This is a genomic window from Acidithiobacillus concretivorus (assembly GCF_018853445.1).
In the GTDB taxonomy this organism is placed as follows: Bacteria; Pseudomonadota; Gammaproteobacteria; order Acidithiobacillales; family Acidithiobacillaceae; genus Acidithiobacillus; species Acidithiobacillus concretivorus.
The window spans coordinates 1-26,709 of the sequence record NZ_JABELD010000056.1; the positions used below are offsets into that span (position 1 = coordinate 1).

Here is a 26,709-nt window from a genome sequence, read left to right on the forward strand (position 1 = left end):
GGCCTTGGAGGCGAGGGTGTTGGCTTCGCGATTGAGCTCCTGCATTAAAAAATCCAGACGCCGTCCAACCGCCTCGCGGCGGGTCAGTATCCGCCTTAATTCTTGCAGATGCGTATCCAGCCGATCCAGTTCTTCTGCAGTATCCTGACGCTGAAGATAAAACAGAATCTCCTGCTCCCAACGCTGCGGATCCACCTGAATGGCCAGGTCAGCAAGACGGTTCTGCAAACGATTACGCACCGCCTCTTCCAGTTCGGGAAGATGCGCACGCAGAGCGCGGGTTTGTTCACCAATGGCATCCACCCGGCTCAATAGCATCTGGGCCAAAGCTGCCCCCTCACGCTCTCTGGTGGCCTGCAATTCTGCAACAGTAGCATCCAGCAAGGACAACACTTCTTCTTCCAGAACCGCACTGTCCGTGTTGGTGCTGTGCACCAGACCGGGCCAACGCAAGGCATCCAGCAGATTCAAAGTCGTCTCGCGCAAATTCCAGCATTGCAGCAATTCACTGTAAATGGTCTGTAATTCTACTGCCAGATCACGATTGAGGCTTAATCCCCCACCTTCAACAGCCTGAAAGCGCAGCCAGACATCCACCCTTCCGCGCTGCAGCGATTTTTGCAAGCGTGCCCGAATCGCCGTTTCAAACACAGAAAAACCTTCCGGCAACCGTAAACTGATATCCAGATAACGGTGATTAACGGTACGCAACTCCCAGACCAGCGTACCCCAGTCTCCATGCCTTTCACTGCGGGCAAACCCCGTCATACTTCGAATCATATATACCACTCCGTTGTGCGATGCCACTGCCAGATGCCACTGTAATTCTGAAGACGGTGGCAGGCCTGCAGGCTTTGCCGCGACTTTGGCCCGCGCCGTTGTTGTTCTTGGTGAAATCCTGCGCCCGTCAGGAGAGCTGTTTGAGCCCGAAGGGCGAGTTCTCTCCTGACAGCAGGATGAGCCTTAGAACAACAGGCAAGGGACGTTGGCGCAAAAAGCCTGCAGGCCTGCTACCATCTTCAGGATAACACGCGCCTAACCTAGCACATGGACAGAAAAGCAGCGAGAAGCGTATTTGAGTATATAGGCATATGAATATAATTATTGACGCCACCCCTAAGCTGAACTATACCTAAGAAGACGTATCCAAAAGCACCCCATCCAAAAAGGGTGCACTCATGAGATTGCACAACGGGAGAGTGTTCTATGGTTGCCACACAGGAAATGTTATTTGAATGGGACGAATGGAAACAACGGGCTCTTGCCCGGGGTATTGCTGATGATTTGGCTGAATTAGGTAAAAACCTGATGCGCGACGCCTACATGCAACGCTGGCCGGAAGCCGTACTGAGTGATTGCGGCTGGGACGATGATGGTTTTGGGATGCTGGCCCTGGCACAAGCTAAACCCGCCGAAACACGACGCAATTGGGAACGTTTATATGCCCAATATCACCGGCGACCGGCTTGCCCGCTGGAGCAGCCATTATCAGCGGATGAGAAAGCCCTGGCACCCATCTATCCGTCAACACGCGCACAGGGGAGTAGCCATACATCGCTACTCATGGGACATCCAAAGTAATTTCCAGACGACAACAGGTAGGGAAATAGCCCCGACGTAGCGACCGACAATCTGCCCCTTGTGGTTGATCAGCAGGGAGGTAGGGGTCAGGGTGACGCCGCCCAGAATCTGTGCGGCCGCTCCGTTTTTATCCGCATAAAGTGGGTAATTCATAGCAAAACGGGAACGCGCCGCTGCAATGGCCTGCGGCGTGTTTCCGGCAACAGCCACACCCAGCACCGTAAATCCAGTGCCACCAAACCATTGCTGGAGCCAGTTGAGAGCGGGAATTTCGGCAATGCAGGGTGGACAATCCGTAGACCAGAAATTAATCAGGGTCACCTGATTTGCTCCCGGATGATACTGCACCCACTGCCCATCCAGCTTTTGCAGGGTCAGAACCGGTAATGTGGCAGGGGTAGCCACGTCACTTGCGCCGCGCCATTGTGTCCATACATACACTCCGACCACGACCAACACCATCAGTACAATATCCAGAGCCCAGCGCCGCAGGCGATGCTTTCCCAATACTATCAACCTCATCTGATCAACATGAAATGGACTGGAGCGTAGCGGCAAATCCCGCTATAATTGTCTGACTATATTCGAACCATGGCTCATGATTCAACTTCGCACTTACGTCTATATAGACTCCTTACAACCGCAACTCGCTGCATATATGGCCTCGGTCTCCCAGGGCTTTCTTCCTGTGCCTGGCGATGCGGCCTTGTGGATTGAAGTTTCTCCTGCCATGGCAATTCATCGTCTTACGGACATTGCCCTGAAAGCTACCCGCGTGCATCTTTCCCAACAAGTCATTGAACGTGAATTTGGGGCGATGGTCGTTCATCATCGTGACCAAAGTGATGTGCGGGAGGCTGGTCGAGTGGTTCTGCAGCGCATGGGTGCCAGTCAACAGGATCGCACTGCCTGCAAAATCACCTGGAAAGAAATCATCCGTGGAATGATGCCGGATCACACCGTACTCATAAACCGCCAGGGGCGTCGTGGCTCCATGATCCTTCCCGAGCAAAGCATGTTCATTCTGGAAACTGATCCGGCCGGTTATGTCATTTATGCCGCCAACCAGGCGGAAAAAGCCGCTAATATCACGCTTGTGGATGTGCGTGCCGTGGGTGCTTACGGACGCCTGACCATTGCCGGCAAGGAAGCGGACGTGGATGAAGCCGCAGCAGCAGCCATTCATGCCGTGGAAAACCCCTCCTGGACTTGATGCAGATGGACCGGCAAATCCTGCAAACCCTGCTATGCCAGTATCGCAGTCATTATATGGAAGAGCTGGCTTACGCCCGTCGGGGTTGCTCTCTTTTGCACAGCGATCCGGATTGCTTTTTTCGGGAAGGCAGCGGTCTGCACATCACCGCCTCCACCTGGATTCTCAACCCTGCCGGTACAGCCACACTATTTATGCTCCACCGGAAACTGGAGCAATGGTTTCAGCCCGGAGGGCATGCGGATGGTGATGAAAATGTCCTCGCCGTGGCACTCAAGGAATGCAGCGAAGAAACCGGGGTTGCAGAGACGGACATCCACTTGCTGCAATCAAGCATATTTGATGTGGATATTCACCGGACCCGCCGGCATGGCACCGAGCCAGCCCATCAGCATCTGGATATTCGCTTTTTAGTAGAAATAGATGATCGTATTCCACTGGATGGAAACAGTGAGTCCCATGCTTTGCGTTGGATCCCGCTGCATGAGGTACACGCCTACAATAAGGGACTTTCCATTCATCGGATGCTGATCAAAAGCATGGAGTGGTTGCGCCTGCACAGAAACCAGGGGTAGCTTCCGCCCGAAGCAACGCAAAAAAAAACCGTGACCAATGAGAGAAGCCCCATTCGCCACGGTTTTTTATCGGGTTAGAAGAAAGTACCGACAGCGGCATCCAGGGCATCCCGCATATCCGGATCATCCGTAATCGGGCGCACCAGAGCCATGCTGCAGGCCGCAATGGGTGCCACACCTTTCTGCATCAATGCGCCGGCATAAATGAGCATACGCGTGGACAAACCTTCGTCCAGACCATGACCCTTAAGGTTGCGCGAACGTTCGGCAATGGAAACCAGTTTTTCCGCCATATCTTCCGAAACACCCGACTCGTGAGCCACAATTTCCACTTCAATCGTCCGTTCTGGATAGGAAAAATCCAAAGCCCCAAAACGCTGCTTGGTAGATTGTTTCAGATCTTTCATGGAAGACTGGTAGCCGGGATTAAAGGAAATCACCAGCTGGAAATCAGGATGTGCATGAATCAGTTCGCCCTTCTTATCCAGGGGAAGCGTGCGCCGGTGATCAGTCAGAGGATGAATCACCACCGTCGTATCCTGACGCGCCTCAACAATTTCATCCAGATAACAAATAGCCCCCATTCGCGCAGCGGTGGTCAAGGGACCGTCCTGCCATTTGGTACCATCCTTGTCCAGCAGAAACCGCCCTACCAGATCTGAAGCCGTCATGTCTTCGTTACAAGCCACACTGATCAGAGGCCGCTTCAGGCGCCACGCCATATATTCAATAAAACGGGACTTGCCGCAGCCGGTCGGGCCCTTGACCATCATCGGCAGACGGGCGGCATAAGCGGCTTCATACAAGGAAATTTCATCGTGGACTTCCTTGTAATACGGCTCTTTCTCAATCAGGTACTGTTCATTTGAATCACTGTTCACCGTAACACCTCTTGATATTAATTCTTGAATTTCACCAGCCGACTGACCTGGATATCCGTAACAAACACAACGCCGGTATGTTTCTCGAAAAATGGCGCGAAGCCTTCCAGAATAGGAGACACCAATTCTTCGGGAACAGCCACAATAATCATAATCAACACATCATCTTCATTGAACATGACGTGTCCTTCATAAATGCCGTGACTGCCTTTTCCAGACAAATTACCGACAATGGTATAACCTTTCACCCCGGCCCTGTCGAGAAGATCCGTGGCAAAATCCTTGTGGGCACCCTCCATGATAACTTCCAGCTTTTTCAAGGGGCTCAAATTCAGTGTTTTCATGCGATTTCCTCCAGGAGGGTCTGTCTGTCAGGGGTTTCTGTGCGTTCTTGCAAGTGAAAAGCACCATCTTCCAGAACGTAGGCGTGATAATCATCTTCCGGATCCATAATAATGACCCGGACCCAACCACCACCCAGCAGCGCCTTGATTTTAACCAGATTACCCACAGATCTCTGCGCAAAAGCGAGCGGGGCTTCGACCAGCACGATCAAACGCACCGGCTCATGGTAAGGCTTGCCATCTTTAAGGACCGTCTGGGTGGGTAATCCGGTACGCAAATCGCTCTGATTACCGGTCATCACTGCAAAACGCCCCGCCACGTTGTGATACACCTTACTACCACTACCATAGTGTTCGGTATCTACAACGGAAAAATAATGCTCCAGATTAATCCATTCACCCACCACCATGGGACTGGAAAGAATGGTTTCCAGAAGACGCCCCTTGGGATCCAGGCGGTAATCATAAGAATGGAGAAAAGCCCGGCTTTCCAGATTCAGGCCTTCGGTCAATTCACGTCGACCAACAATAGCATAGGCATTGCGGGTCAAACCCCACTCCGGGCGAACCTGAGACCAATCGTGGGTTAGACGCTGGGCCATGGCTGCCGCCGCATAGGGATCCTCGGCCAGCTTGGCATCTCCCCCGAGCTGCGGCATGCGTTCTGCTGCAGAACGACGGGTAGCTGCTGACAAGCCATTGCGCAAACGCTCCAGATAAAGCAGATGCCTTGCTGGCAACATGTCCACATCATACAAATCCACCACGTCGGAAGTGGTATTATGTACGGCGGGCATAAACCAGGTATCGTCAGGAATGATAATCCCCTTGTCGCGCAAACGCCGACGCACCTCAGGTTTGTTGGCCATTGCCGCAAATACCCGGGCGTTGGGAAGCCCCTTGCCGCCTCCACAGGCTCCACAATCCAGAGCCGATTCGTAGGGATTGTTTTCAGTGGTGCTTTCATGCCCGACCAACAGCACAAAGCGCGAAAAATTACGATTCATACCAATCAGCAGCAGGGCTTGGGAAATATAGCGAACCTGCTCATCCAGACTGAAACCAATGCGGCCCAGCCGCTCCATCTGCAAACTGGTTTCATGCCGTTCGACCCGGTATATGTCACGCAATTTCTGGATAAATTCAGATTCCTGCTGAGCAGAAAAATTGCGCCGTTGGGCCAGTGCACTGGGTCCAGAGATATGTTCCAAAGCAATTTCGCGCAGCTCTTTAACATCATCGTCCGTCACCTGATCGCGCGGAACATTCCATTCTTTGATCAAAGCCCGGACAATCATCGCCCGCTGCACAGCCCGCAAAATGGAATCCGCCTGATCCGGACTGAGCTTGTCCAGGAGCAGTCGCGTTACCGGTTTTTCAGCATGTAGTTTGTGATGGAGATGATGATAGGTCAGCGGCGCAACAGTCTTGCCGATCAAGCCCAGACTGAAAATGAGCCCCACGGCTTCTACTGCTACAAATGGGGACAACACCGAACTTTTTAGTTCATGAAGCACATGCTCCAGAGCGCCATAAAGCGGCTCTTCTTCCAGTTCCAGTTCGGCGGGAATTTCCAGTACCAGATTTTTGGGGGTCTGAATCGCCGGACAAAGGTGCACTTCAGTGCCACGACCATACTCCAGAAAGCTGATCGGCACACCAAAAAACCCACCAATTCCAAAAGTCTGATAATCACCAATCGCTTCCAGATGCCGGCGCATGGGTTCCGAACGCACATCAATACAGAGCAACGCCTGGGCAAAAGGCCGTTTTTCCTCGGCTGCTGCAGGCGCCTGCGGAATATGGATGCGGTTGACCAGATCCTTAATGTAGTGAGATTCCATCGAACGCAACCAGGTAAAGCCTTCCTGCTTTTCCCAGGCCCGTATAATCTCCAAAAACCTGTCGAGCTGATCAGGTGTCATCGCCAGCAGTTCCGCTTCTGCTTCTGCACCCATGACTTTAGCCAGTCGCTGCAGATTCTTAACCTGACGTTCAGCTTCCCAACGGGACTTGGCCGTAATGTACTGCTGCGCCATTTTTTCAAATCCAGAGCGCTTGCGCCGTGCCAATAGATCTTCTACCGGTTGTGCCCAGGCGGGTAAAATGGAACCCGTGTACAATTCCAGACGCAAATAGGCAGAAAAAGGATCCGCATGTACAAAATCCTGAATTTCTTCGGCATTGGCCGGACAAGCATGGTGCCTGACCGCCTCCTGAAGTAACGCCATGCCCAGAACCATGCGTACGGCCAGAAAATCGGTCAGATCCGCCGGATACTGCTCTGCCCAGTAATAATGTTTGGCGGTACTTCGATAGCGGATAAAACCCGCCCAACCATGCAAACGGGTCAACTGCCGGGTAATATATTTTTGCCAGGATTCTTCGGGAACTTTCAGATCCCGGAGGATATGGGCCACTACGCCTTCAGGCGTCACTTCAGACTCCAGAAGATTGCGCAAATGTAATCCACGCAGAAAAAAGCGCACATTATGCTGAGCCACTTCTTTCCATGCTGCAAAAAAACCCTGCTTGCGTCCCGGCGACTGCCAGGCTGACTGACCTTCATCAAAAAAGTCCAGACAGCTTTTTACCAGCAGATCATCGAGGGTACTGCCAATGTCCGTCCCAAACAGACGATCGACATTGGCATAAACTGGCCCGTCCAGGGCTATTTTATGGCTGAGAATGTCTTGCAGGCGGTGTTTCTGGGTTTCGTTATCCCCTTCCGGGGTTTTCCCGTGGAGAACCGCATGCAGAATTCGTCCATCGAGCCAATCCGTTTTGGGAACCATCTGCTCGTTCTGGCAACGCGTCAGCAGGGACCAGAGCCAATGCTCCATGGAAATTCCGGGCAGAGTCTCTGCGTGTTTTTCGAGAAAACCATGGAGATATTTGCGCAGCGCCACTTCATCAACTTTCCCGTCTTGCCAATATTCTTGGTATTCGCTGCGGGAAAGATATCCGCGACCGTGAAATAATCGGCCGGCCTCATCCACCGCCTCTTCAAAAGGGAGGTGTTCAAGACCAAACAAAGGGTTATGGTGAATAAAGGTGCGCATTGGCCAAAACCTAGGGATGGGCTCGCTGGCCACATAAATCATCGTCCGTACTTTCAGACGATCACCCAAAGTCAGTTGATGATCCATATGCCCCCCCAGAAGATTCCGATCAAAGCAAATATCCCCAAAGTCAGCCCACCCAACCAGGTACCAGCCACACTCAAGTCATGCACCGCTTCGCCATGGTATATACCGAAAAGCAAATCCTGCAAAAGTCGCCCCACCGTCCACCCCCAAAGGAGCAGGACGAGTAATAACAAAGGCATCCAGATAATTGGTAAACTTTCCATCGCCTGTAATAAAGCGAAAAAATTGGGAAAGATGGGTGTGGCTGTGGCGGCCAGTGCGGTCAACGAGATCAGTACGGAAAGACGGGGCAAAACCCGGGCAAAGCCGCCGCTCAAGCCCAGATAAGAAGCTCCGGTTTTTTTCGTCAAAACGCCCGCCCATATCAACATCAAGGCGGCAGGGATGGACCAGGCAAGCACAAAAAGTTGCATATCCCAGTGTTGCGGCAACAATCCAACCAAAAGCCAGGTCAGAGACAAGCCGGAAGTCGCCATAAAACGCGCCCAAATCTGCACATCCCGGGTTCCTGCAGCACGGTAGGCATACAAAATTGCCGTGAATAATGCCAACGCCCGCAAAGCGGTGGGCATTTCCTGGCCGAGCACATACCAGGCCCCTGATTTCAGAAGCAACAGCAAGCCTAATTGTGGCAAGACAATAACCGTCAGCGCGCGCGCCCAGGCACCCGGCGCACTGACCAGCAGGCGGTTAAAAATCCAGCTGAACGGGAACCAGGGAAGCAGGGATCCTGCGACAATCCAGAGGATGATATCCATCTCAGCACCACCGTAATAAAACGTTGAGACGCCGCGCCCCACTCAACAAAATCTGAGTCATGCGTGCATATAGGTCATTCACATACAACTCTCTGGATAACAAGGCGTACAAAGCCAGATAAACCCCACGCCAGCGTCCCTGATCGGCGCGATCCCACCAGCCGCTGGAATCCGCAAAAAAGGTCAGCGCCCAGGCGCCGACAAAAAGCAGCGCTAGAATAATGACCAACACATCAAAATAGACACGGTTGATGCTGGCGGCATTATAGAGCTGATAGCTTTCTCCGTGCGGATATAAAAAGTGTCCGAAATAATGGCTGATCAGGGTATAACCAATGACCACCAGAACAAAGGATCCGAGAATACCACCCATCAAACGCCACGGATTGGTATGGGTCATTTTGTGGGTTGCAAACAGGGCCTGGGCTCCGGTCACCCAGCCGAAAAAGAGCAGAATAATGACGCCCTGCTCGTGCAGGAGTCGCGATGAAACAAACAAATGGGACACGCTGAGGACCACTACCGGAACAATAATGGTCAATGCTGCTGCTGCAAGCCAGGGGAGTCGTGAAGGCTTGGCTGGACGCCGCTCCACAATCGAGGTGTACACCGAGTCTGGAGGAACACCATCATGTTCCCGGGCTTCGCCAATAATATTGCCTGCCCCCAAAAACAGAGATGCCTTGAAAAATCCATGGGCAATCAAATGGAAAACAGCCAGAGCAAAAGCTCCGACCCCACATTCCATGACCATAAAACCCATCTGCCCCATGGTCGAATAGCCGAGCGAGCGTTTTACATCATTTTGAATGAGCATCATGGCTGAGCCTACAACCGCAGTAATGAGGCCCACTATAAAAACAAAGTGCAAAACAATACTCGCGTGCTCGAATACCGGAAAAAACCGGTTAAACAAAAATCCACCTGCGTTGACTATTCCCGCATGCATCAGCGCAGATACCGGAGTCGGACCATCCATGGTGTAGGGTAACCAACCATGGAGCAAAAACTGGGCAGAGCGCGCAAAAGCGGCAAAAGCCAGAAGAAAGCCCACCAGCTCCGGAACAGTCAAACCCCAGAAAGCGTCCAGATGCGGATACATTTGCAGCCGCGAAAAAATCACCGGTAGAGAAATGGAATGATAGCTTCTGATCAGCACAAAAGCGGCCAACCAGAGCGGCACATCCCCAGCCCGGTAAGTAATTTGCGTCCAGAACGCATAACGACCAGCTGCAGAACGGTTGGTATCGTGGCCCAACAAAAAATATAGTACCACCCCCACCAGGAACCAGGCGACTAGTAAGGTAATCAGATCTGCCGCAGAAACCATGAACAAAATGGTCGCTGTCATCAAGTCAAGAAGCGCGAAAAAGCGCGTATAATTCGCCTCTTCGACCATGTAGCGCACTGAATACATATGTACCAGAAGGCTGATTCCGCAGACAAAGCTCCACATGATGAGCGTTAAAGGATCGAGCCAGACACTTCCCCAGAGGGTGCCGATAATCTCTACCCGTGAAAAGCCCCCCAGGGCATAACTGGTCAGCTCAATGAGGGCCAAAATAAAAGTCAGCAAGGTGATGATCACGCTGATTCGCGCCGCCGCTTTGCGGGCAGAATGCATGAAAATAAAAATAACAGCTGCCGATAAAATTGGCAGGAATGGAATTACGATTGCCAAATCACCCATTCAAATCTCCCTGTGTAATGCGCCATGCTGAATTCATTTGGTCATGGATATATAAAGTTGTGGTAATTTTTCCGGCAGCTTGTCCACATGATCCAGTACCAGATAATTACGTTGTCCAAAAATTCTGGAAACATATTCATCCGCATAAGGGTCCAGTGACAGACAAAAGGTTCGAATGCCTTTGCGGCTCAGTTCTTCTACGGCTTTTTTGGTATCAAAACGCAAATATTGTGGATCACGCACATCATTGTCGGCAGGTTCACCATCCGTGAGGAGCAGAATCAGTTTTTTCTGGCTCGCACGCTGATCCAACAGATGTCCGGCATGGCGCAGTGCCGCACCCATGCGCGTAGAAAGCTGTCCGGTCATTCCCGCCAGACGACCTTTTACCTTGTCATCATAAGGCGCATCAAAGTCCTTGAACTTGTAAAACTCTACGTCGTGGCGTCCATTGGAATCAAAACCGCAGAGCATATACGGGTCACCAATGCGTTCCAGGGCCTCAGCCAGTAAAGCCGTGGCTTCCCTGGCCAGATGCAGCACACTGACGTCGCCCTCCGAACGTGTGCGCAGCAAGTCATTGGTCGATTCGGAAAGATCAACCAGCAACATGACGGAAAGATCCCGAATATTCAGACGGGTACGGATACCAATACGAGGATCTGGCTGTTGCCCCATGCGGATATCCGTCATCGCCAGAATGGCTGCATTAATATCAATTTCATCCCCATCTTCGACTTTGCGCGTCCGTACCACGCCCTGGGGCTGTACCGCTTCAATCAACTTGCGCAGTCTTTGTACCAGCGGCTTTTGTTGCTCCAGCATGGTATTAATTTCTGCGGGATCTCCCATTTTGGGATGTTTTTCATACACGGTGACCCACAAGGGACGTTCCAGCTGGGTCTGATAATCCCACTCGGAATAATTTACCGGTTGGGACACCGGCACCTTGCCCTCTTTTTCGTTAAACGTCAGACCATCGTCGTCATAGAACTCTGTCGCAAGTACCCAGACTTCCTGAGCATCATCTCCCGCTGTTTCTACATCGACTGCGTTGATCATTTCCATGATGTTGACGTATTTGCGCACCTGAGCCTGACCACCAGAAAGAGGGTCACCACTCCAGTCCGTACCCGGTGTCGTCCAGAGATAACGATTGTCGTCGCGATAGAGACTTTCAGACTGATCTTTCTGAACTGAGTACTTCCAGGAAGAATTTTCGCAATCTTCGGCCAGCTTTTCTGCAGCCGCCATCAGCACATCATAAACGTCCTCTTCGGCGGCCAGCACCCGGACAAATGCTTCTCGCGCCTTTGCCACAAAGGGATGTGGATCAACATACTCAGCATCCAGCAAGGCCATACTGATACGATCCATAATCGCTACGGTTTCAGGTTCTGCTGCCTGATCCACACAGGCTGGCAGGCGGCCTAAATGTTGCCATAGAGGGAAAAGACCCGGGAACTTCTGGATGGCAAGATGTTCGACCCGGGCATCTTCCAAAATACCAATCCACAAGCGTTGTAAGGGCTTTGCCAGTTCAAAACGGGGATCATGTTTGGAAAAAACCACGTGCGCAGCAGCATGGGCTGCAGCAGCACGATACAGTTCGAGGGCCGAAGTTTTTTCGCCCTGGGCATTTTCTGCATCATCGTAAGCGTCAGGAACATGAATAAAGTAATTTTCTATGTAGGGTTGGTAACCTTCTCTGGTTTCATAATCACCAGAAGTCGGTCGCAGAAAAAAATCTCGGCCCCACAAAGCCCGCAAGTACATGATCAGACGGCGCTGTACATCAATAAAGAGGACACCACGCCGTTCCTGCTGAAGCACGGCCAGCGATTGCGGTGTTTCTAAACCGAAAAATTCCACCTGTGCGTTAAAATCATTGCGATAGGCAGAAATACCCCAACTGGCCCAACGCCGCAAACCTCCCAGGGTCATTTTTTCGAGGAGCACTTCAATTTTGCCCAACATCGGACGAACACCACGTGGTGCCTGGGCAAGCAGCTGATCGAGCAGCAGCAAATAGCCGCGAAACAATTCCAGTTCACCCAAACGGCGGGCAACAACCGGGGCACTGGTGAAAAATAAGGCCAGCACTTCGGCGCTGGTTTTGGAAAACATGCGAATAGCCATGGAGAGCATTTCGAAAACCGCCTGCTCGCCAATTTCACGGGCTACCTGTGGGGCGCTTTCAATAAAGGCAAGAACCAGATCAGAGCCACGACCCAGCGCCTTGAGACTACTGGCACCCTGTAAATAGGATTCCAGACCGCGACGGCCGAAAACCCGGGCAGCCTCATGCCAATTGGACTCCAGAACTTCTGAGGCGTGTGGACCCAGATCTTCCAATATTTCCGGATAATCCGCCAACTGAATGGACATACCTAGCTCACCCCATTTTTATCGCAAGCCATACTCTGCCTATGAAATACGCACAGGCTGGCTAAAATTTATCAGGAAGAATGCGGTGTTAGTCTGGCCAAATACGCTGTGGGTTGATTTCGCGCCCACCACCCGCATTCAGATCGCTTACGGCTGACGTTGCTTTGGACGTACTTTTCTGAGCCGGTTTACTGCTTGTTGCCGGTTTATTAGCCGTAGTTGTTTTTTCGGCACCCGCCGCAGGCGTGCTGGCCGTTCCGGCAGCCGGAGTACGCCGTCTGGGACTCTGGATACTCGCGTTGAGTTTGTTCTCCAAATTGCTCATTTCAAGATCTCCTCAATAATGCCTTCGAATTCCTGTACGGCAGCCGTTGCCCGCTTGCCCATCTGATACACACTTTTCCCTTCAATAGCGGCATTCCGGTATATGGCCCGGCGGGCGACCTGCACGGGCAACACATTCAGGCCCATGGCCTGAACCGCAAATTCTGCAGCACGAGACAAAGCACTGTGGCTTTCCACCTGATTCAGCACAAATGCCGCATTTCGGGCAGATTTACCCGCATGCAGGGCCGAAATCACTTCCACACTGCGTTGGCTCGCCCATAAATCCAGTGGAGAGGGCAGCACCGGTAATAATATCCAGTCCGCCATCGCGAGCACCTCCTGGGTTTCAGCGCTCTCCAGAGAAGGCGGACAATCAATCACCCAGTAAGCAAAATCATCGGATTGCCCTGCACTTTGCTCAGACCAGTTTTGTACAGACAAAGCATGACCATCAGCTTCAGCAGCCCAATCAGCCCAATAGCCCAGACTTCCCTGCGGATCGGCATCCAGCAGCAAGGTGGCTCCGCGTTTGGACAAGCCCATTGCCAGGTTCCAGGCTAAAGTGGTTTTGCCACAACCACCTTTGGCGTTAAAAAGGGCAATCCGCTTGACTGTGGTCATGATCAGCGTGACTCCCGTGCCTGCCCGGCGCAGAGCTCAGCCGCTGCGGCGAATGCTGCCCGCTCTGACTCCACGGCATCGCCTTCAAATTGAATGGCGATGACCACGTAGGTCTTTGCAAAATTCAGGTTCGGATAATAGCCGAGTTTCTCGGATAGCTCCGTCAGCAAATCCAGAAACTGACGGGTTTGGGCATAGTCGGCAAACTCAAATCGTTTGCTCCACCCCAAAGGCCGACGCTGAATTTCCCATCCCTCGGGAGCCTGCAGATCCTGGAGATCCTGGTTCACAAACACCCTCCAAACTTAGTGAAAACGCTCCAACATTTCGGCAAGCGACCGCAAATGACCTTCTTCATCGGAGCGCAGATGCGCAAACACCTCTGCAGAAGGAATATCGCGCATACGCTCGGAAAAATTCTGGGCTTCGCTATACAATTGCACAGCCGAAAACTCCAGATCCTGATCGTGAGTCAACATTTCGCGCAAATCCCTACCCGGCCGTGGTGGACGTAATTGTGCACCGGTTGGTGCTATTCCCATCAACAGAAGCTGCTGACTAAGAATCCCGGCATGATCCAGCTCTTCCCGCGATTCATGACGAAAATATTCCGCCCAATCTGCCATTCCCCAGAGTGTACAAAGACTCGACTGGGTACGGTACTGCTGCACCGCTGTGTACTCATGAGCCAGTGCACGCGTAAAAAAACCAATGATGCGGGGATGATGATTACGCATCCCATTCATGGATTTCAGCTCAAGTTACCGGTGACGTCACCATCCCGGCCACTACCATCAGCACTGGGAGACTGAGGTAAAATATGTTCCACCTCGGTGTGCACCCGGGCAATAATATGGGCAGCAACAAGGCCGTCACCAACTCTTTCACAAGCATCAGCACCCGCACGAACAGCAGCATTCACCGCACCTGTTTCGCCACGCACCAACACGGTGACATAACCGCCACCGACAAATTGACGGCCAACCAAACGCACTTCTGCTGCTTTGGTCATCGCATCAGCTGCTTCAATAGCCGGCACCAGACCACGTGTTTCGATCATACCCAGAGCAATACCCGTAAGAGCTGCCATCTGTGTCTCCTTTATATTGATTACATCTGCCAGGAAGGGCGTAGCAACTACGCCCGCTCACTCGCGTTCATTTAAGCGACAATGAAGCCGGTTCAGGCTGTTGGCGCTTTCGGCAGAATGTGCTCTACCTCGGAATGGACACGGGCAATTATGTGGGCAGCTACCAGGCCATCACCGACCCGTTCGCAGGCATCAGCACCAGCCCGAACCGCAGCATTCACTGCACCCGTTTCGCCACGCACCAACACCGTCACATAACCACCACCAACAAACTGGCGACCAATCAAACGCACTTCAGCAGCCTTGGTCATCGCATCAGCTGCTTCAATAGCTGGCACCAAACCACGGGTTTCAATCATACCCAACGCAATACCTGTTACTTCTGCCATTTCTTCAACTCCTTAATAGACAATCTAAAAATCAGAACCGCTGGCTGCCGCTGCGTTAAGCAGTGGCAGCCTTCGGCAGGATGTGCTCGACTTCAGAGTGCACACGCGCAATGATGTGTGCAGCCACCAGGCCGTCACCCACCCGTTCGCAGGCATCAGCACCAGCACGAACTGCAGCATTCACTGCACCTGTTTCGCCACGCACCAACACGGTGACATAACCACCACCGACAAACTGGCGACCAATCAAACGCACTTCAGCGGCCTTGGTCATCGCATCAGCCGCTTCAATAGCCGGCACCAAACCACGGGTTTCAATCATACCCAACGCAACACCTGATACATCTGCCATTTGCACCCCTCCTTACGAGAACAAAACCCAATATCGGAAACGTTTCAAGGTTCCCAAAAGTCAATGATTCCACCAATGGTCAAATCAGTATGAATCTCAAAATCGCCCGCCGCATAACGCGCCGCCGAACCTGCTACCGTAAACACCCACTTACCCGGTGGAACCCCGACGGGATCCATCGCTACATTCAGTTTCCCTGCTGCATCGGACAACACCCGTAACGAACTTTGTTTCAGTCCTGGAACCCGACGGGTGACCACCAGTTCCGAAACTACCTGCATAATCTCCACGACTACAGCGGATCCCAATTATCAATAATGCCGATAATCGTCAGATCGGATGGGTAATCCTTGCTGCCAGCAGCTTCGCGTGCTGCCGAAGACCCCACACAAATCACCCAATCACCGGGAATACAACCAATGGCATCCACGGCCAGAGAGCGTGGTCCGTCTTCTTTTTCCTGAACGACCAGTAAGGGACGATGACCCATTTCCGCAATACGATTGGTCGATACCAGAGTTTTCTCCACACGCATGATCTTCATGGGAGTGGCACCTCCTCCAATGGGCTACCCAGTTTCTGATCCTGGATGCTGCCGTGTAAATAAAGCATACCTGCGGACAGTAAATCACTGTACCGTGCACGAATAGCTGCTGCCACGCGCTGCAACTTGATAACAATACGGTCTTTGTGACCGGGTACATTGGCGTCATAACTGTAGTGAATCGCCATGGGTATGGGTAAACCCTGCTCCACATTCAGATGCCGAAAAATTTTGACCCCCACGTCCAGATCAGCAACCCCCTCTTCGACCGTGTCGAGGCGGGCAAAGTAGGCCAGATTACGCACCTGCAATTCCTGAAATCCGTCACCAATACTAATAAAGCGTTCGCCATGCCCCTTGTCCGGGTACCAGCCACCGTAGTTTTCAGCGACGTATTCAATCTGGCTCAAATTATTGATGAGCAAATTGGCAATCAAGCGCCGCATTCCGTCATGAGGTTTGCCCGCCCCCTGTCCCCAGCCGCCGACGTCGCTAACATTTTCGATGGCTTCATAAATGGTGAGACGCGCCTGGTCGGCATTCATACCCAACGTCTTTTTATAGAGTTCGGCATTGTCCACAAAGCGGAACAGACTCAAATCTCCCTGACTATCGGGCACATGAATACGGATCGCATCCGTATCCGTATCGAGGCCAATCAGCAAAATATCCGTACTGGCACCACAACAAAATGCATTTTCGATACCTTGACGAAACTGTTGCAAGCGTTCGAGAGCCGCTTCCATCGCTACTTTTTCATTACTCTGATGTGCAGCACATCCTTGATGCGTGGGATCCAATGAACTGCCGTGATATACGGCCACCTTCAAATACCGGGTGCCACTATCAGAAGTGCTGGGATACCCCTCGCGGAAACGACGTAATTCTGCCGCCTGCCAGTCAAGAATATCGTCTTCCACGTCAAACAAAGTACCGGCAAATGCAGAACGTCGCAGCAAATCCGAAGCAGGCAACCGTAAAATATACGGAAACAGCCCTTTCAAGCGACCATCAGCACAAGCCGAAACATTGACGGCATGAAAACCACAATCCACCAGCAAGGCATCAAGGCTTTGGCCATCAGCCAGTTCCTGATGAATACGCTGCGAAAATTGTTCGACGCCTGCCGTCAATGCCGAAAATACGCTGGAACTATACAAGGTCGGCACATCCACACCATGAATCCACGACCTCTCCAAAACGGCATCAGGAAAGCGATGACCTAAATGCTGTTCTGCCAGCCGGTTAGCCTGCTCGGTAAAGTCACGCGATGCGCCCAAAGCAGCCACTTCTTTCAGAACCGGCACAATTTCATCAAAGCGCTGCTTGATACTTTCTTCGCATCGAGCCAGACGATCATTTTCCGCTTTATTCGCCAAGACATGGTGACATTGGCGTGTGGGCAGGCTGACGCAGGCCGGATGCACAGCCGGTGTACCGTCAAACTGCCGGGGAGCCTGAACGGCCTCAGCCTGAGAAAACTGCCTGGCCATGGGCATAGGTATAGAATCTCCCGCACCTATACCTCGCATGCGTCTGATTTTGCGAGTGTCCAAGCTTCAGCCCTCAACCTGCAGAGCTGAAAAATCATGGAACTGATGCCGAAAACCCATCATCCTCGCGCGCCTCCGGAATAAGTGACCAATGAACCTCGGGAAGAACTCCCGCTGCTGCCGGTCAACTTGGATTCACTTAACGCTGCCGACAAAGCCTGCCCTTTGTTTACGCCCGCCGACATGACACAGATTTTCGCATCACCGCGTTGCGTTGGATTACGCTTTTGAGCCCAGTGTCCTTCCGTGCCGGTGACCCGCTTACTCCGGCTCCAGTCGTCACCAGTAATCTGCCAGGCACCGCGTTCGGGCACAGCCATTTCCGAAGCGACCGCTTCCGGGCTGGCAGGCAGGCTTGGCTGCACGGAAAGCGGAGTGCCCTGCAGCATTTCCCGGGTCCGGAACTCGGGCGTACCGGTCACCAAGCCTCTTGCGAGATTAACCGGGCCAGTAACGCGATCATTCTGATCTGCGCTATTGCCGGTAATGCGACTGAGCATCTGCCGGGACGGAGGAACAATACTGAAGTCCTGCGGCGCATTCACTACGGCCTGGGGAGGCTGCGCTGCAACCGGGGCGTCCACATAACGAGTGCTGGCCGGTACCGCTTGTGCCATGGCCTGTTTTTTGAGCGCACAGTTACTGCAGCATGCCGGTTCCTCATGAGGCGTACTTGAAGCTATGACTGACTGCATCACGGCCTCCTGAGGCGTTGATTCAGGCAGATTGCCGAGGACTTCGCCAGAGTATGGCGTTCCAGAAACTGCTGAAAATGCCCCTGCCTCATTACCTGTTACATTTTCTGAAGGTGTTAGCAAGGGTCCACTGACCAACTGGCCAGTGGCGGTCCGAGTTACACCTACTTTGGGAGCTTCAGCATGCGGAGTGCTCGCGCATGCAGCATAATGCTCTGCTCCATAATATTCCGTACCGGTGACGGGCAAGCACTCTCCACGCTCGTCACCAGACATTTTTGGGTGTGAACTCACTCCTGTACCGGTCAGGGCGGTACCTGAGAGGCTGGACATCATTCCCACCTTATCAACGCCACCACCGCACAAGTTCGCCACAGCGTATCCTGTACCGGTTACCCGTTGACAACTACCCGGCTCATTTCCGGTTACTTTCTCGGAACGATCTACCAGATTGCCGGTAATACGCAGCCCCTTATCGGTACTACTGATTCCGACCTTAGCAGGTACGGGTTCAGGTGCAGCCGTACGGCACAAAGACTGAAAGGTTTCCTGACTCAGATACTCCGTTCCGGTAACCGGCCGACACTCACCGGAATCCAGCCCCGTAATTTTGCTTGAGCTGTCTACCGCTGTACCGGAAATCTGCTCACCTGCCAGGGTGTGCGTTTGCGAAACCTTGGGTGGTGCGCCGTTAATGGTCATCCGGGCTACTCCAGCATCAGAATACTGAGAACCCGTAATCCGCTGCTGAGTACCCGTTTCGGAACCCGTCACTCCGACGGTTCTTGCTTCATCGGAACCACTGATTGGCAAGCGTTGTTTCGCCGAAACCCCCATTGCCACTTTCTGAGGCCGGGCGGGTAATTCTGACTGACAGAATGCCCCGAAATTTTCCATGCTCAGGTATTCGGTACCGGTGACTGCCGTACACGTTCCGGCTTCATCACCAGTCACCTCAGCGGATCGGCCCAGTTGCGTGCCAGACACAGACTGCCGCGCAGTGGTACTGGACAACCCTACCTTGGCGGGATTAGGCGCCGGACGACTGTTACAAAAACTGGTGAACTGATCAGTACCAACATATTCGGTACCGGTAATTCCCCGACAGGATCCAGCCTCATTACCCGTAACTGCAGCTTGGCGAGTCACTAGCGTTCCGGTTACCTCAGAACCTATCAAAGTGGTATCCACCTCGACTTTCTGTGGTGCCCGATACTTTCTGGAACGTAACTGACCGGCAGCTTGAGCGGGCTGAGTACGACCCCGGCCGTGTTCTGCCTGCTCCTGGCGATGTAACCGGGCAAATTCCCGGCCATTCCCGTTCTGCAGATAACGCAAGCGCGCAGCGGCAGAGCTCAGACCCCGCATCACGGTCAGGGCTACTTTACCCTTTTGGGAGAGAGTCTGACGTCGCGCCTTGCAAAGCTGGCGCACTGAACTTTCGCGCCAGGCAAAATCCGACGGATTGGATTCGACCATTTCACATACGGAATCCAGAAACGCTTCTTCCACACCGGGAATCAGTGGCTGCTCAACACTTTCAGCAACCATCACTGCCTGACCGCTTTCTGCCGGGGCAGCCCGACGACGGCTGCGCGAACGCCGTTGTTCTGGATCAGACCAGCACTGCGCACCCGTACATCTTTGGGCACGATGCGCTAATGCAGCCTCTCTTCCGGTGTTTTTCTGGGACATGTTATCAATTTGTACAGATGGCGACATGACCACTGCGGATGCTGTGGATTCTGTCTTCATCGAATTCGGTACAGACTTTGGCTCAGCAGCTGCTGGCACTGACCGTGTTCTTTCGGTTTGCTTGCGCACGGCCTGCTGGCGCCGCATCTTCTGCGCCAAAGCCCGACCACGCAAGTGACCGGAAGCGGATAATTCAGACATATTGCCTCCCTTGATGTAGCCGCCGTAAAAAACACGGCGGCTTCGTCACTGCTGCCCCTGTTCAGGAGCCCCGGTAAACCACAAACGCCAGACCTTGACTCTGGGTATAGTTGTCGTAACCGATCAACTTCACCAGATGACCCGGGTATTCGCGGTGGCAGGCTTCCAACTCGGCCAGAATGGCGTCCACACTTCTTTCGCCAAACATGGGAAGCTTCCACATATACCAGTAATGCGTGAACGAACGACTGGGCTCGACATGTTCTACTGCAGGGTTCCAACCCTGAGCGACAATGTACTGAATTTGCGCCCGAATCTGTTCAGCAGACATGGGGGGCAGGTATGAAAACGTCTCATACCGGCGGACTTGCTTATAATCTTGCACATCGGCCATGATGACCTCCTTCCTGAATAAGCTGATGAATTACCAGAAATTAGCGGTTCTGTACGTCGAGCTTGTCGACGGTATCGAACTCAAACTTGATTTCTTTCCAGGTTTCCAGAGCGATCTTGAGTTCTGGCGAATGGCGAGCTGCATTCATCAACACTTCCTTGCCTTCCTTCTCGATCTCGACGCCACGGTTACGGGCTTCTACGCACGCTTCCAAAGCTACGCGGTTAGCCGCCGCACCTGCCGCATTACCCCAGGGGTGACCCAGAGTACCGCCACCAAACTGCAGTACGGAGTCATCACCGAAAATACTCACCAGTGCCGGCATGTGCCACACGTGAATACCACCGGAAGCTACGGCAAAGGCACCGGGCATGGAGCCCCAATCCTGATCAAAGAAAATACCGCGACTGCGATCTTCAGGAATGTAGGATTCGCGAAGCAGGTCGATCCAGCCCAGAGTCGAAGCGCGATCGCCTTCCAGCTTACCGACCACGGTACCAGTATGGAGGTGATCACCACCAGACAGACGCAGGGCCTTGGTCAACACCCGGAAGTGAATACCATGGTTGGGGTTACGGTCGATTACCGCATGCATGGCACGGTGAACATGGAGCAGTATGCCATTTTTGCGACACCAACGGGCCAAACCGGTATTTGCACAGAAACCACCGGTGAGGAAGTCATGCATGATGATGGGCATACCCAGTTCTTTGGCAAACTCGGCGCGCTCGTACATTTCTTCCGGAGAAGGCGCGGTCACGTTCAGATAGTGACCCTTGCGCTCACCCGTCTGGGCTTCGGCATTGTGGATGGCATCGGCCACGAAGAGGAAGCGGTCACGCCAGCGCATGAAAGGCTGGGAATTGACGTTTTCGTCATCCTTGGTGAAATCCAGACCACCACGCAGGGCTTCATAGACGGCACGACCGTAGTTCTTGGCAGAAAGACCCAGCTTGGGCTTGATGGTACAACCCAGCATCGGCCGGCCATACTTATCGAGCAAGTCACGTTCTACCTGAATACCATGGGACGGACCGTTACAGGTCATGACGTAATGTAGCGGGAAGCGCACGTCTTCCAGACGCAGGGCACGAACCGCTTTAAATCCGAATACGTTACCCACCAGTGAGGTGAATACGTTAACCACCGAGCCTTCTTCAAAAAGGTCAATCGGATACGCGATGAACGCATAAAAAGCCGCGTCATCACCGGGGACGTCTTCAATGCGATACGCACGACCCTTGTAGTAGTCCATGTCGGTAAGCAGGTCAGTCCAGACCGTAGTCCAGGTGCCGGTAGATGATTCTGCGGCTACCGCCGCCGCTGCTTCTTCCCGATCCACACCGGCCTGCGGGATGATCTTGAAACACGCCAAAAGATCCGACTCGAGCGGCACGTAGTCCGGAGCCCAATATGTGTGGCGGTACTCCTTGACGCCGGCTTCATATTTACCAGCCATAAGATTCCTCCTAAAAGTATCAGTCTAACTTGACCTGCAAAGCTGTAACCCTTGACGAATGTACAAAGCGCATTCCATAAGGTAAAGTAAAAAGAAATTAATATTACCTTTTGGAAAAGTAAAACCTTGATAATTCGCCATCCGACCCTGCACCAATTACGTATTTTTACGGTGCTTGCGCGACACCTTAACATGACCCGCGCTGCAACGGAATTACACCAGACGCCTTCCGCACTGTCCATACAGATCAAGCAGCTTTCTGAGACTGCTGGCGAGCCTCTTTATGAACAAATTGGCAAAAAACTTTACCTCACGGCTGCCGGAGAAGCCGTTGCCAGGGCGGGCAACGACATCCTGCGGCGTCTGGACGCGCTCAATCAGGAGCTCAACGCCCAGCGCAATCTCGAATCCGGAACGCTCAACCTGTCCATCATTTCGACGGCAGAATATTTTGCACCCCGTATCATTGGTAGCTTCTGTAAGGAACATGCAGGCATTGAAGTCCACCTCGAAATCGCCAATCGCGACAGCATCCTTGAACGGCTCAAGCAAAACCTCGACGACATTTACATCATGGGTCAGGTTCCCGATGATATTGATGGTGTTGCCCGCCCCTTTATGGATAATCCGCTGGTTGTACTGGCCCCCGGCGATCATCCGTTGGCTGAACAATCCCGCATTGCCCCGGAGCAATTAAAAGACGAAGCCTTTATTCTTCGCGAAGAGGGTTCTGGCACCCGGCTGACGGCCCAGAACTTCTTCCAGGAACAAGGCGTCCAACTGAAAGTCAGAATGACCATGAGCAGCAATGAAGCTGTCAAGCAGCTGGTCGCCGGCGGGCTGGGACTGAGTGTCCTGTCCCGCAACACCATTGCCGCAGAAGCCAACGCCGGAAACATTGCCATTCTGGATGTCGTGGGTTTCCCCATTCTCCGACAATGGCACGCCGTGCATCGCAAGAACAAACGCTTAACCGCCGTCGCGCAAAAGTTCATGGACTTTTTGCTGGAAGGTCATTATTGATCTTGGCTGATTCAAACGGCCGTGCCATTATTCCAGAATGCTACCATCCTCTTTGTGCATTGATGAGTAAACACCCACTGCGTAGTGTATTGAAAGTCGGAAGCAATACCGTGCTTTCCCGACTGCTCGGTTTCGCCCGCGACATTATTCTTGCGCACCTGTTCGGGGCCGGAGAAATGGCTGATGCTTTTTTTGTAGCCTTCCGGATTCCCAACCTGTTTCGCCGACTATTTGGAGAAGGCGCCTTCTCGCAATCGTTTGTTCCGGTTCTGGGAGAGTACCGGGCGCAGCGTACCCCCGAGGAAGCCCAGGCTTTTGTGGCCGATATCAGTGGCTGGCTGGCCTTGACCCTGGCCGTCGTCACCCTGATCGGCATTCTCGCTGCCAGCGCGGTAGTTTACGCCATAGCTCCAGGTTTTGCGGATGATCCCGGCAAATTCCAACTAACCGTGGAATTACTGCGTATTACTTTTCCCTATCTCTTTCTGATCTCACTGGTCGCGTTGGCTGGTGGCGTGCTCAATACCCATGGCCATTTTACGGTGCCTGCTTTTACGCCGGTTTTCCTGAATCTCAGCATTATTGCCACGGCATTATTCTGGGCACCGCATCTTGCACAACCGGTTATTGCCGTAGCCTGGGGTGTGCTGATAGGTGGCGTGGTACAGCTTCTGTTTCAATTTCCGGCCCTGAAAAAACTGGGATATTTACGCTGGCCGCGCCTGCGCCGCCGTGATCCGGGCGTCGCCAAGGTTTTGCGCCTGATGGGGCCAGCCGCTTTCGGCGCATCGGTCGCCCAGATCAATTTATTTCTGAATACCATCCTCGCCTCGTTGGTCGGGGCTAATGTGGTTTCCTATCTTTATTATTCTGACCGACTGGTGGAATTTCCTCTGGGCGTTTTTGGTGTGGCTTTGGGAACCGTAGTATTACCCCTGCTATCCCGTCAGGCGGCTGAGCGTTCTGCGCAATTTCCCGAAACTCTGGACTGGGCGCTGCGCCTGACTTGGCTGATCGGCCTTCCGGCAACTGTTGGCCTGCTGATTCTGGCGCAACCACTTCTGATCAGCCTGTTTCGTTATGGTGCATACAGTGCCGAAGATGCCTGGCAGAGCAGTCTGAGTCTAATGGGTTATGGTATCGGGATATTACCCATCATTGCCGCACGCGTCCTTGCCCCCGCTTTTTACGCGCATCAAAATACCCGAACGCCCGTCCGTTTCGGCATGATCAGCGTTGCGGTCAACATGATCATCAGCCTGATTCTTGCCTGGCCCTTGCAACAACTGGGTTTGGCGATTGCCACCAGCACTGCGGCACTGGTGAATGCCACTCTGCTCTGGCGCCGCCTGCATCGCGACGGTCTTTATCAAATCCAAGTAGGGTGGTGGCCCTTCTTACTGAAATCCAGTGCTATGGCGATCATCATGGGCTTGGTGTTATTTTGCTTGCGAGGCGATACTGCACTGTGGCTCGCCCTACCCTTGTGGGAAAGACTATTGCGGATATTCGGCCTGGTGGCTATAGCCGCCGTTTTATATCTGGGTGGCACCTGGGGCCTGGGTATCCATGAACTGAGCGATATTATCCGAAGGAGAACTGACCGTGCCTGAAACGGACGGATTACATGGACATGGAGATTCGGTATTTGCCATTCAGCGACCGGGGCAAATTCGGGTGTTCACCTTGTTAGAAGCCCAGCAAATTTTTCCGCTGGTCCGCAATATTACCGCCCAGGCTTTCGATGAACTCTCTCCGGTTTTGGATTCCATGCGGGCCAACATGGAAAACCATCTTCTTTTGCAACAACAGGAAATCCACTACGAAGAAGTTGTGCAGCGCTGGATCAATAAAATGGAGCGTCTGGGGGTGGTCGTTTCGGGACTATGGCTAGTGGATTTTGATACCGGCGATGGTTATTTGTGCTGGCGACATCCGGAAACCGTGTTGGGTTACTATCATGGTCATGAACAGGGCTTTGGCCAGCGCCGCCCGCTGCTGGAGATCATCCGCGAACAACATCCCGAATGGGCAGACTGCACACCCATGATCTAGGGTTCTTCATGAATTTAGGCTAGTATGTCGCCATTTTACCGTGAAACGGATCGCAAATAATCCCGCATGAATTTCCCAGGCTTCTTCCATCGACGCAGCGATTATCCTGCCAGTTCAGCGCTGGCGGTCAGCATCGGCAATTTTGACGGTGTCCATAGAGGACATCAGGCCTTGCTGCAGTCCCTGCGCCAAAGTGATTTACCGACGGCCGTTTTGACCTTTGAACCCCTGCCCCGGGAGTTTTTTCAGGCATCCCAGGCTGCACCCCGGCTCAGCAGTCTTCGTGAAAAAATCAGCGCGCTGCGTCACTACGAGGTGGAGCAAATTTACTGCCTGCCTTTTGATCAGGCTTTAGCCCGGCTTTCCGCTGAAGATTTCATTACGCGCATTTTGGTGCAGCAATTAAAATGTCGCTTTCTGGTGGTCGGTCATGACTTTCGTTTCGGGGCAGCGCGACGGGGCGATCTGGAAATGCTTCAGCATTTCGGTCGCCAACATGGTTTTACCGTCATGGAGCAGCCGGCCTTCAGCCTGGACGGCCAACGCGTCAGCAGCACCGGTATTCGTAAGGCATTGCTAGCGGGTAACCTGGACCAGGCCAAGCACTGGTTGGGCAAACCCTATACCCTCTGCGGTAAAATCGTTCATGGTGATCATCTGGGTCGTGAACTGGGCTTCCCGACCGCCAACATTCCTCTGAATCGCCGCCCCGTTCCGGTCAAAGGCATTTTTGCCGGACGTCTGCACAGCCCTCAAGGAAGCTGGATAGCCGCCATCAGTATCGGCTTGCGACCTACCGTCGGCGGTAAGCAAATGGTGCTGGAGGCACACTGCCTGGATGCAGACAGTCCGGATCTTTATGGACAACGCGTTCAGGTAGAACTGCATCAACAATTACGTCATGAAGAAAAATACCCGGATCTCGATGCCCTCAAGGCAGCCATTGCCCGGGATATTATCCATACCCGCCGTTTTTTTGCCGAACACCCTTAGGATTTTCAAAACTCATGGACTACAAGCTGACACTGAATCTTCCCCAAACGGATTTTCCCATGCAGGGCAAACTCCCGGAACGCGAACCGGCGACACTGGCGCGCTGGCAGGAGCATGATTTATATGCCGCCATCCAGACGGCGCGCGGCAAGGCCCCGACATTCATCCTGCATGACGGCCCGCCTTACGCTAACGGCAAAATTCATATAGGCCACGCGGTCAATAAAATTCTCAAGGACATCATCAACAAAAGCAAATTAAGTGAAGGTTACCGGGTCCCTTATGTGCCGGGCTGGGATTGCCATGGCTTACCTATTGAAATCCAGGTAGAAAAAGAACTGGGACGCCCCGGAGAAAAAGTCAGTGCCCAGGAATTTCGCAACGCCTGCCGGACCTACGCAGAAGGCCAGATTGTAGGACAACGGCAGGATTTTGAACGACTCGGCATCCTCGGCGACTGGCAGCATCCCTATCTGACCATGCATTTTGCGGCAGAAGCCAATATTCTTCGGGAACTTGGTCGCTTGACGGTCAACGGTCAGGTAATACGCGGTGCCAAACCCGTCCACTGGTGTGTGGATTGTGGCAGCGCGCTGGCCGAAGCCGAAGTCGAATATCAGGATCGTACCGACCCCTCCATTGATGTGGCTTTTGCTGTTGTCGACCCGGCTGACCTGCAGCAACGGCTGGGACTGAAAGAGGCGGTCGCCGCCAAGGTTGTCATCTGGACCACCACCCC

The 26,709-nt window shown here is 53.0% G+C and carries 29 protein-coding genes; 8 read left to right on the top strand and 21 right to left on the bottom strand.

Annotation, left to right across the window (positions count from 1 at the left end):
* Positions 1-780: YicC/YloC family endoribonuclease (locus HJG40_RS07980; protein ID WP_215863700.1), on the bottom strand; the 780-nt coding region annotated here is incomplete at its 3' end.
* A gap of 426 nt (positions 781-1,206) precedes the next feature.
* On the opposite strand from HJG40_RS07980, the gene HJG40_RS07985 reads away from it, so the two are divergent.
* The gene (locus tag HJG40_RS07985; RefSeq protein WP_215863701.1) at positions 1,207-1,581 is read left to right on the top strand and encodes a hypothetical protein; all 375 of its coding nucleotides are present in this window, start codon (positions 1,207-1,209) and stop codon (positions 1,579-1,581) included.
* Here HJG40_RS07985 and HJG40_RS07990 read toward each other — a convergent pair.
* Positions 1,558-2,103: a TlpA disulfide reductase family protein gene (locus HJG40_RS07990; protein WP_226857301.1), complete on the bottom strand. Its 546-nt coding sequence runs from the start codon at positions 2,101-2,103 to the stop codon at positions 1,558-1,560. The two genes, HJG40_RS07985 and HJG40_RS07990, sit on opposite strands and share 24 nt — an antisense overlap.
* Before the next feature lie 76 nt (positions 2,104-2,179).
* On the opposite strand from HJG40_RS07990, the gene HJG40_RS07995 reads away from it, so the two are divergent.
* The gene (locus tag HJG40_RS07995) at positions 2,180-2,794 is read left to right on the top strand and encodes a BMC domain-containing protein (protein ID WP_024893627.1); all 615 of its coding nucleotides are present in this window, start codon (positions 2,180-2,182) and stop codon (positions 2,792-2,794) included.
* Between the two features lie 5 nt (positions 2,795-2,799).
* Positions 2,800-3,369 (top strand): NUDIX hydrolase, encoded by a 570-nt coding sequence (locus HJG40_RS08000; protein ID WP_226857302.1) that lies wholly within the window; start codon positions 2,800-2,802, stop codon positions 3,367-3,369.
* Positions 3,370-3,443: 74 nt separating this feature from the next.
* On the opposite strand, the gene HJG40_RS08005 is transcribed toward HJG40_RS08000, so the two are convergent.
* The 19 genes from HJG40_RS08005 to HJG40_RS08095 all read right to left on the bottom strand — a co-directional run bounded on the left by HJG40_RS08005 (position 3,444) and on the right by HJG40_RS08095 (position 21,899).
* Positions 3,444-4,250, bottom strand: coding sequence for a CbbQ/NirQ/NorQ/GpvN family protein (locus HJG40_RS08005; RefSeq protein ID WP_215863702.1), 807 nt, complete (start codon positions 4,248-4,250; stop codon positions 3,444-3,446).
* A 17-nt stretch (positions 4,251-4,267) separates the two neighbouring features.
* A complete protein-coding gene (locus tag HJG40_RS08010) occupies positions 4,268-4,594 on the bottom strand; it encodes a P-II family nitrogen regulator (RefSeq protein ID WP_215843868.1) in 327 nt (108 codons plus the stop codon).
* A complete protein-coding gene (locus HJG40_RS08015; protein ID WP_215863703.1) occupies positions 4,591-7,743 on the bottom strand; it encodes a DUF2309 domain-containing protein in 3,153 nt (1,050 codons plus the stop codon). The genes HJG40_RS08010 and HJG40_RS08015 overlap by 4 nt, the downstream gene beginning before the upstream one ends.
* Positions 7,728-8,501, bottom strand: coding sequence for a hypothetical protein (locus HJG40_RS08020; RefSeq protein ID WP_215863704.1), 774 nt, complete (start codon positions 8,499-8,501; stop codon positions 7,728-7,730). Before HJG40_RS08020 ends, HJG40_RS08015 begins: the two co-directional genes overlap by 16 nt.
* A gap of 1 nt (position 8,502) precedes the next feature.
* Positions 8,503-10,191 carry an NADH-quinone oxidoreductase subunit 5 family protein gene (locus HJG40_RS08025; RefSeq protein ID WP_215863705.1) on the bottom strand — a complete coding sequence of 563 codons (1,689 nt, stop codon included), beginning with the start codon at positions 10,189-10,191 and terminating at the stop codon, positions 8,503-8,505.
* Positions 10,192-10,224: 33 nt separating this feature from the next.
* Positions 10,225-12,579: a nitric oxide reductase activation protein NorD gene (locus HJG40_RS08030; protein ID WP_215863706.1), complete on the bottom strand. Its 2,355-nt coding sequence runs from the start codon at positions 12,577-12,579 to the stop codon at positions 10,225-10,227.
* Between the two features lie 88 nt (positions 12,580-12,667).
* Positions 12,668-12,904: a hypothetical protein gene (locus HJG40_RS08035; protein ID WP_215863707.1), complete on the bottom strand. Its 237-nt coding sequence runs from the start codon at positions 12,902-12,904 to the stop codon at positions 12,668-12,670.
* Positions 12,901-13,527, bottom strand: a complete 627-nt coding sequence (locus HJG40_RS08040) for an AAA family ATPase (protein WP_215863708.1) — start codon at positions 13,525-13,527, stop codon at positions 12,901-12,903. The genes HJG40_RS08035 and HJG40_RS08040 overlap by 4 nt, the downstream gene beginning before the upstream one ends.
* A gap of 2 nt (positions 13,528-13,529) precedes the next feature.
* The gene (locus tag HJG40_RS08045) at positions 13,530-13,817 is read right to left on the bottom strand and encodes a hypothetical protein (protein ID WP_368355950.1); all 288 of its coding nucleotides are present in this window, start codon (positions 13,815-13,817) and stop codon (positions 13,530-13,532) included.
* 15 nt (positions 13,818-13,832) lie between these two features.
* Positions 13,833-14,273, bottom strand: a complete 441-nt coding sequence (locus HJG40_RS08050) for a ferritin-like domain-containing protein (RefSeq protein ID WP_215863710.1) — start codon at positions 14,271-14,273, stop codon at positions 13,833-13,835.
* A 5-nt stretch (positions 14,274-14,278) separates the two neighbouring features.
* Positions 14,279-14,617 carry an alpha-carboxysome major shell protein CsoS1 gene (csoS1, locus tag HJG40_RS08055; protein ID WP_010637882.1) on the bottom strand — a complete coding sequence of 113 codons (339 nt, stop codon included), beginning with the start codon at positions 14,615-14,617 and terminating at the stop codon, positions 14,279-14,281.
* A 92-nt stretch (positions 14,618-14,709) separates the two neighbouring features.
* The gene (csoS1, locus tag HJG40_RS08060) at positions 14,710-15,006 is read right to left on the bottom strand and encodes an alpha-carboxysome major shell protein CsoS1 (RefSeq protein WP_101538126.1); all 297 of its coding nucleotides are present in this window, start codon (positions 15,004-15,006) and stop codon (positions 14,710-14,712) included.
* 55 nt (positions 15,007-15,061) lie between these two features.
* Positions 15,062-15,358: an alpha-carboxysome major shell protein CsoS1 gene (gene csoS1, locus HJG40_RS08065; protein ID WP_010637879.1), complete on the bottom strand. Its 297-nt coding sequence runs from the start codon at positions 15,356-15,358 to the stop codon at positions 15,062-15,064.
* Positions 15,359-15,402: 44 nt separating this feature from the next.
* Positions 15,403-15,639 (bottom strand): carboxysome peptide B, encoded by a 237-nt coding sequence (locus tag HJG40_RS08070; protein ID WP_226832874.1) that lies wholly within the window; start codon positions 15,637-15,639, stop codon positions 15,403-15,405.
* Positions 15,640-15,650: 11 nt separating this feature from the next.
* Complete coding sequence (gene csoS4 / locus HJG40_RS08075) at positions 15,651-15,902, bottom strand: alpha-carboxysome shell vertex protein CsoS4 (RefSeq protein ID WP_215863712.1); 252 nt, start codon at positions 15,900-15,902, stop codon at positions 15,651-15,653.
* A complete protein-coding gene (locus HJG40_RS08080) occupies positions 15,899-17,401 on the bottom strand; it encodes a carboxysome shell carbonic anhydrase (protein WP_226857303.1) in 1,503 nt (500 codons plus the stop codon). The genes csoS4 and HJG40_RS08080 overlap by 4 nt, the downstream gene beginning before the upstream one ends.
* Positions 17,402-17,514: 113 nt before the next feature.
* Positions 17,515-20,046 carry an alpha-carboxysome scaffolding protein CsoS2 gene (locus HJG40_RS08085; protein WP_215863713.1) on the bottom strand — a complete coding sequence of 844 codons (2,532 nt, stop codon included), beginning with the start codon at positions 20,044-20,046 and terminating at the stop codon, positions 17,515-17,517.
* Between the two features lie 61 nt (positions 20,047-20,107).
* Positions 20,108-20,440: a ribulose bisphosphate carboxylase small subunit gene (locus HJG40_RS08090; protein WP_010637868.1), complete on the bottom strand. Its 333-nt coding sequence runs from the start codon at positions 20,438-20,440 to the stop codon at positions 20,108-20,110.
* 40 nt (positions 20,441-20,480) lie between these two features.
* On the bottom strand, positions 20,481-21,899 hold the full coding sequence (locus HJG40_RS08095; protein ID WP_215863714.1) for a form I ribulose bisphosphate carboxylase large subunit: 1,419 nt from the start codon (positions 21,897-21,899) through the stop codon (positions 20,481-20,483).
* 126 nt (positions 21,900-22,025) lie between these two features.
* Between HJG40_RS08095 and HJG40_RS08100 the strand changes: the two genes are divergently transcribed.
* The 5 genes from HJG40_RS08100 to HJG40_RS08120 all read left to right on the top strand — a co-directional run.
* The gene (locus HJG40_RS08100) at positions 22,026-22,922 is read left to right on the top strand and encodes a LysR family transcriptional regulator (protein WP_215863715.1); all 897 of its coding nucleotides are present in this window, start codon (positions 22,026-22,028) and stop codon (positions 22,920-22,922) included.
* A 2-nt stretch (positions 22,923-22,924) separates the two neighbouring features.
* Positions 22,925-24,535 (top strand): murein biosynthesis integral membrane protein MurJ, encoded by a 1,611-nt coding sequence (gene murJ, locus HJG40_RS08105; protein WP_226857304.1) that lies wholly within the window; start codon positions 22,925-22,927, stop codon positions 24,533-24,535.
* Entirely contained in the window at positions 24,528-24,977 is a 450-nt protein-coding gene (locus HJG40_RS08110) for a DUF2203 family protein (RefSeq protein WP_215863716.1), read from the top strand. Before murJ ends, HJG40_RS08110 begins: the two co-directional genes overlap by 8 nt.
* A 66-nt stretch (positions 24,978-25,043) precedes the next feature.
* The gene (locus HJG40_RS08115) at positions 25,044-25,970 is read left to right on the top strand and encodes a bifunctional riboflavin kinase/FAD synthetase (RefSeq protein WP_215863717.1); all 927 of its coding nucleotides are present in this window, start codon (positions 25,044-25,046) and stop codon (positions 25,968-25,970) included.
* A 14-nt stretch (positions 25,971-25,984) separates the two neighbouring features.
* Positions 25,985-26,709: class I tRNA ligase family protein (locus tag HJG40_RS08120; protein ID WP_215863718.1), on the top strand; the 725-nt coding region annotated here is incomplete at its 3' end.